Origin of the sequence: Pseudoalteromonas sp. APC 3691, assembly GCF_030408135.1 — a bacterium.
Taxonomy (GTDB): Bacteria; Pseudomonadota; Gammaproteobacteria; order Enterobacterales; family Alteromonadaceae; genus Pseudoalteromonas.
Genome location: NZ_JASDCB010000109.1, coordinates 1 through 6222 on the forward strand (window position 1 = coordinate 1; position 6222 = coordinate 6222).

The window sequence follows — 6222 nt, forward strand, 5'->3', positions numbered from 1 at the left end:
AGGGATAGCCACGCGGTATGAAAAGCTTGAACGAAATTATCATTCAATGCTCGCTTTAGCATTTACTATGATGTGGCTACCAATGTGGGCTGATTGATATATGTACTACAAAGATCAACAGCCCCTAGTCTTTTTTGCCTTTATTAGCTATTGCTTTAAGTGCAGAAATATTTGCATTTTCTCCCTCAGCTTCTTTCAAACGGCGGCGTCTCTTTGCAAAATTATCAAACTCCAATTTTGCTTTATCATCTGCCGCTTTTTTAGAGATTGTCCCTGCACCGCTTAAAACTTCACGATCATTAAAGCTCAAAAACTGATCCAGCTTATCAGCCCAATCTTGTAAGAATACTTGCTTGCGTCGTAGCGCTTGATCTTCTGCAAAATCAAGCCACATATTCACAATTCGATTCAGTTCTTTAATTTCATCTTCCCACAAATAATTTTTAGCGACGGTGACGTCTGTTTTACGTACTTCATCACCTTTATAACTGGTTAAGCCCATATCTGGCTTATTAGCATTTACACGAGTGGAAATAAGCTCAGCAGCCGTCATCTGCGTACAGGCATAGTGCAGCTTGTTCTGTATAGTTTGAAAGAAGAGATTAGTCTCTTGATTAGAGGGCTCATAGTCGGCAGCCATTGTAAAAATTTCTTTAGCCCGCAAATATACACGTCGCTCACTAGCTCGAATGTCGCGAATGCGTTCGAGCATCTCATCAAAGTAGTCAGGAACGGCAGATTGTCCCACGGGAGGGTTTTTCAAACGCTCATCATCCATGGCAAATCCTTTAACTAAATACTCTTTTAATATCCTAGTTGCCCATTGTCTAAATTGTGTACCTCGTTGTGAGCGAACCCTGTAGCCTACGGCTAAAATCGCATCAATATTATAGTGGTCGATTTCGCGAGATACCTGGCGAGTACCTTCTAACCGAACTATCCGGAATTTCCGGATAGTTGCGTTTTGTACAAGCTCACTTTCCTTGTATATATTGATCAGGTGCTCATTTATAGTACGAACATCTTTATCGTAAAGTTCTGCCATTACCGCTTGAGATAGCCATAAGGTATCTGACTCAAAGCGACATTCAACACGCGTCTGACCATCTGCGCTAGTAAAAAGAACAAACTCTCCTTGTGGAGCTTGAGGGATATACTCTGTCATTCAATTCACCTTCTACATAATTAATATAACTAGTCTTCTCACGCCACGACGGTTTCGGACACTTTTTTAAACTCACCGTTGAGTTATACACCAACAAATACGCCATGATTATTAGGTGTTTTTTACCATATAGGACTCAAATCTTTGTACAGCTCTAAATTACCCTGAATCTCACCCCAATGCGAAATATCAGGTAAACGTTCTGCTTGAATTAGTTTAAAGTTGAAGTGCTCTTCATAAGGCTTTGTAATAGTATTAGGTAAAAGAACTGGCGCACCAGAAAACTCAAACACCCAGTATTTTTCGAGAGCATCACTATCTTTTCCTGTTATTTCCTTATCAATGTCGCGCCTAGGTAATAGCTTTACGCTTGCCACTGAATATAAATACTTTCCTAATTGCTCTGTATCTTGAGTGCTGTCGCGCACAGTGAGTACAAGGTAACGTATTTCACGCATAATATTTCTGTGAACATTTTGACGATTAGTCGCAATAAGCCTTGTATGATAACCCTTTAAACTACCTATTTTGGCTTTTTCCAAATACGTTTGATCACGATCTAGCTCATTTACTGGTGCCACAAATGTCAAACCAGTATGTCTAGTCACATTTACGCCAAAAGGGGCAATACGAGCAGCATCTTCAACAAAATGATAATCATATGACGAAGATTGTTTGTATTCCAAAGCCTTGCGCGTTTTACCTAGTTTTTGAGCTAAATATTCTTTTATCCAATAATTAGTGGAATCTTCACTCCCCTCACTTGGCAATAATGGAAATGCGCCAATACCAATTTCATTAATAGCTTCGGCATAAGGGTTTTGTTCAGATTTTTGCTCTGGAAAAAAGCCAGGGAATAAAGCAAATGCCCCAAGAACAGGACGACTTTTTAATGGTAATTCATATTCAATATGCTGTTGGTGAATAATCGCATCACGGTATCTATGCATCTGATTTATAGCATCTTCAGGTACGGCATCTTTACCACCAAACTGTGTGGTATCTATACGATACTTTGCATCAAATAAAATAAAGAAAGCTTCTCCATTTTCCAAAGTAACACGAAGCACAATGTCCGGACGGTGGTTTGCAAGCCAAGTTCGATTAGCTGAGCCTTTAGGTGTAAATGAAGGCTCATGCGCCAGCTCAATCTGCATACCATCACTTTCGTGTTTGTATTCAAAAGCAGCAGCCATCTCATCCTTAGGAAATTGCTTCTCAAACTGCACTTGTTTAAGATGGCTTAGTGTGTTTTTTTGTGGTTTAAAGCCCAAAGATTCAATAATCGACTTCACCTCTAAAAAACACCAAATCTCATAAATTTCAGCAACAGACTTCATCGATAAACGACTTTCTCCAAAGCTTCCATTTAAGTAGTATTTCAATTGCTGCCAAACTTTATAAACTTTTGAATAACCAGCTGCTTCTTGCAGCACTTTAGACTCGGTATATTGCCCTTTATAATCACCCACCTCATGCCATAGCGCGTGTTTTGTATACTGAGCAACTTGGGTACGCCACGCGTCTAACTCTCTAATAAATGAACTAGATACTTTTGAATCTTTATCTGCTTTTATTTCTAATAGTATCTGAGATAAGTTCGCTTTAGTTTTCGCAAGCACCATTTTAATAAAGCGGTTTTCTGGGGTATCAATATTCAAGCGCTGCTTTTTAATAGTAATTCGAGATGAACGTTTTGATGCTATTAACTCTTTTGCTTTTTGCTCCTGCTTAGCCCCTAACCTTTTATTTACTCTCTCTAAACTCTGCTCAAAAGTATAAGACTGCAACCGATTATGCGCAGCGTTTAATACTCTTTTTACACCTTGATTAAACTCGTCAACTAAGCGCTCAAATTGCGCTAACCAAAAGAGTTCAAATCTCTCTGGTTGCCTAGTTGATTTGCCTTGAGTATGCGTTGTTTTTCCACTAATACTGTACCGCCACAGCGGATAAACACGATCAATTTCATGGTTCATAATGCTCAAATCTTGAGCTTGTATCATTTTAGTGGCAAAGACTGTAAAAGCGACGGGTACAGATTGCCAAATCCCATTAACACTGTATTTAATTTCAAAATGACATAACCCAACATCATTGCCAAAATTAATCACAGCATTTAACGATTTTCGTTTAGGATGAGCAAAAAAGCTTCGATCTAGCAAAGCATATTTGTGATTAACCGAAAAAGAGTCTTTATCAACATGGTCATTAAATTCAATTTCAAATCTATATTGGCGGTTTTCAAAAAAGAACGGTTGAATATGTGGCGGCCCCTCACTATCAAAGCTAGGCAACATTGGCTGAGAGCCAACCCAAACAAGCATTTCGTCATATTTTGGCAGCTCAACAGAGCGCGACAAATATGTCCGTTTTAATTTATTCCGAGGAGAATCTAAGCAATCAGTAGATACATGAATATCAAAGTCATCATATTCATAGCTTAACAATTCGATATTTTTAGCCATGGTCCATTACCGCCAAAGTTTAAAAAGTGCCGTTTATTTAAGGCCAAAAAGAGGTAAAGCCACGCACAAGTTGATCATTCATCCAACTTAGTTTTTTCTTAGAGCGACAATCCACAGTAATTGTTTCACCTTCTGGGTCTAGCTTTTCACGGTACAAATCTGGACGACCGTTTTCCCAAGCCCCAGCCAACTGTTCTTCTAATACTTTTAATAGTGTTTCTAAAATATTATGCTGGTTCTGCCCTACTAATTTATCCTCATCACCTTCAATGCGTGGAAGCACTTTGCACATCATAAAGTCATCCCAAACAGCTTTAAGAGTTAGGTCATCTTGTGGCTGGCTACTCGCAACAGCAAGTAGTAATTCATTAAGAGCGCGGAAGGCCAATTCAAACGGCGTGTTTTTTAGCACCGCATTCACCGCCGATAAAAACGCTACAGTTTTAGTGCCATCAACATCAAAGGTATTGGCTAAATCCGTTTTACTGGCGTTTGACCAAATAGGGTAACTAAGGCGTTTATTACGGTTAGTCGGGGTAAAAAAGTCTGCATAGTCGTTAGGGAAAAATTCACCAAAATCAAAGCTAAGCGCACGGTCAATCACCTTTCGTGAAAAGCCATGAGTAGTTTCATCCATGTTCACTGTACCAGCCACCAGCAAATTAAACGGAATACCTAAACCATATTGGCAAATAAGCGCCCAAAGCTCGTTGTACTTACCATCCTCAGCGCTACCAAAGCCCAGCGCTTCGCGTAGCTTTTCTTTATTGGCGACTGCTTTTATGGTAGCGGGTTTTAATAGCGCATCACTACTGTACGAAAAGCTGTCACCCGTCCAAGTCCATTCACGAGTTTCAAGTACCGACAAATAATCGGCAAAATACTGCTCAACGGGCGCAAGGTTCATTTCATCTAGGCACAGCCAGTAAGGTAATACCTGTTCAAGCGCATCATGCTCGCCCGCTACTACTAAGCGCTCGCCTAGCTCGTCACTATCTCGCACTTCCACGTTTAATCCGCTATCAGCAATTGCACGCCATGCTTTAGCTATAAAATCTAATACATCAGTCGTGATATATTCAGCGCTGCCATTTTGAGTGAGCCGCGAAATATACCCCAATAAGTCACTTGGTTCATGCCAATCTGGACGCACTGAGGTTAAACAATAAGTTTCTGAAAACTGCTTAGAGGTTTTTGCTTGCTCACGCACAAAACGGGTTTTACCTGTGCCTGAAATGCCAGCGAGAAGGAGGAAGGGTTTCGGTAAAACCTGTGCATTGCTAACAACCTGTTTTGAATGCTGATTAGTCTCTAAATATACATCAGCATAAATATCTAATAGCTCTTTTAGGTCATAAGTAAGGGTAACTTCATCCGGCATATTGTCTAAAGGGTAAAATTTTGCGCCAGCTGAAGCCCACTCATAAGACTTACCTAGTGTCGTACTAGAGCGTAAATCAACTTTCTGATCCCAATCTTTGAGTCGATTATCTGAGCCCCTTATGCTATTGCGCAGCTCCTCTGCTTTCTGTTTTGCCTGAGCTGTACCATATTGCTTTTTAAGCTCTGTAGTTCCAAAGCCCAGCGAGAGATAAATACCACTACCGTCTGAACGAAACAAATAAACAGGATAAATACCGGACTGTGTTGACTCTGTTATTGCTGGGTTGAGGATCGAAAGCCAAGGTACGTCGGCCCAATTTCCAGCACCAGCACTTGCTTTTATCAAAAACTTAGTTGGGGATTGCAGCTTTTTCTCTATTGCTTTTATTAAATCTTGCCTTAGTAAAGTTGCTATTGGATGACCAGTAAACTGCTCATTTTTAGCTTGTTCCCAGCCACTTGCAATTTCTGTAAAAAGTTGTCTTAAATTCATATTTATCCTTTATACTAAGATCAAGAGTTTTTTGGCATTTTAATTCTGATATCTTTGTTTATGATAACTCTCAACTACCAATCTTATAATCCATAATTTACCCATTTATCGAGTATTCTCTACACCTAATTTCTATCTTCTTTACGGTAAAGGAGTTTCGACGCCAGAAATTAATCAAGGACCTTAAATCAGTAGAGCCATCCGAGAGCTATTTTTATAAGATCCTTTAGTTTCGAAGAAGATACCAGACGTACCAAACCCAACGCCTCTTTTCTCAGGTAATAAAATTCCATTTTCGATATCTGTCTTTATTCGGGCAATAAATTCAGGTAATTTTTGAACTTCTACCATAAGGTTATATTTCCAATATGGAAAACCAAAGTCAGACGCATAGTGTTTAGTTTGTTTAATTTGATTAGCTGAGTAGAAACTGACAACAACTGAAAAGGCTGTTGCTGTCATCTTTTCTCCCTTAGAGTTGTTACTGCCAGGAATCCAAGGTTCTCCTTCGTTATAGGTCTGTCTCTTGATCACAACTTTTCTGTCTGCTGAATTGATATTAACAATTCGGCAGATTCGACCATTCCTGCTAATTTCAACCACCCCTTCCAGAGTGCTTTTACGCCAACTCGACCATTTCTTTTACTGTCATACCACCCTCCCAATTTCGCTAAACTATAGTACAGCCAATGAAGAGACGGTACTTTATCCGG

At 39.6% G+C, this 6222-nt stretch carries 4 protein-coding genes and 2 pseudogenes; 1 reads left to right on the forward strand and 5 read right to left on the reverse strand.

What is annotated here, in order from left to right:
* Positions 1 to 97, forward strand: a pseudogene (locus QL998_RS19980) (IS5/IS1182 family transposase); the annotation flags it as partial.
* 27 nt (positions 98 to 124) lie between these two features.
* Here the strand turns inward: QL998_RS19980 and QL998_RS19985 are convergent.
* The 5 genes and pseudogenes from QL998_RS19985 to QL998_RS20005 all read right to left on the reverse strand — a co-directional run.
* Positions 125 to 1165 carry a virulence RhuM family protein gene (locus QL998_RS19985; RefSeq protein WP_290193347.1) on the reverse strand — a complete coding sequence of 347 codons (1041 nt, stop codon included), beginning with the start codon at positions 1163 to 1165 and terminating at the stop codon, positions 125 to 127.
* 122 nt (positions 1166 to 1287) lie between these two features.
* Positions 1288 to 3633, reverse strand: coding sequence for a DUF2357 domain-containing protein (locus QL998_RS19990; protein ID WP_290193348.1), 2346 nt, complete (start codon positions 3631 to 3633; stop codon positions 1288 to 1290).
* Positions 3634 to 3670: 37 nt separating this feature from the next.
* Positions 3671 to 5509, reverse strand: coding sequence for a DUF3578 domain-containing protein (locus QL998_RS19995; protein ID WP_290193349.1), 1839 nt, complete (start codon positions 5507 to 5509; stop codon positions 3671 to 3673).
* Between the two features lie 183 nt (positions 5510 to 5692).
* On the reverse strand, positions 5693 to 5971 hold the full coding sequence (locus QL998_RS20000; protein WP_290193350.1) for a hypothetical protein: 279 nt from the start codon (positions 5969 to 5971) through the stop codon (positions 5693 to 5695).
* A 68-nt stretch (positions 5972 to 6039) separates the two neighbouring features.
* A pseudogene (locus QL998_RS20005) lies at positions 6040 to 6222 on the reverse strand (hypothetical protein); the annotation flags it as partial.

Bases quoted from the DNA above. Each gene is read 5' to 3' on its own strand.
- QL998_RS19985 (WP_290193347.1), bottom strand. From the start codon at position 1,165: ATGACAGAGTATATCCCTCAAGCTCCACAAGGAGAGTTTGTTCTTTTT.
- QL998_RS19990 (WP_290193348.1), bottom strand. From the start codon at position 3,633: ATGGCTAAAAATATCGAATTGTTAAGCTATGAATATGATGACTTTGAT.
- QL998_RS19995 (WP_290193349.1), bottom strand. From the start codon at position 5,509: ATGAATTTAAGACAACTTTTTACAGAAATTGCAAGTGGCTGGGAACAA.
- QL998_RS20000 (WP_290193350.1), bottom strand. From the start codon at position 5,971: ATGACAGCAACAGCCTTTTCAGTTGTTGTCAGTTTCTACTCAGCTAAT.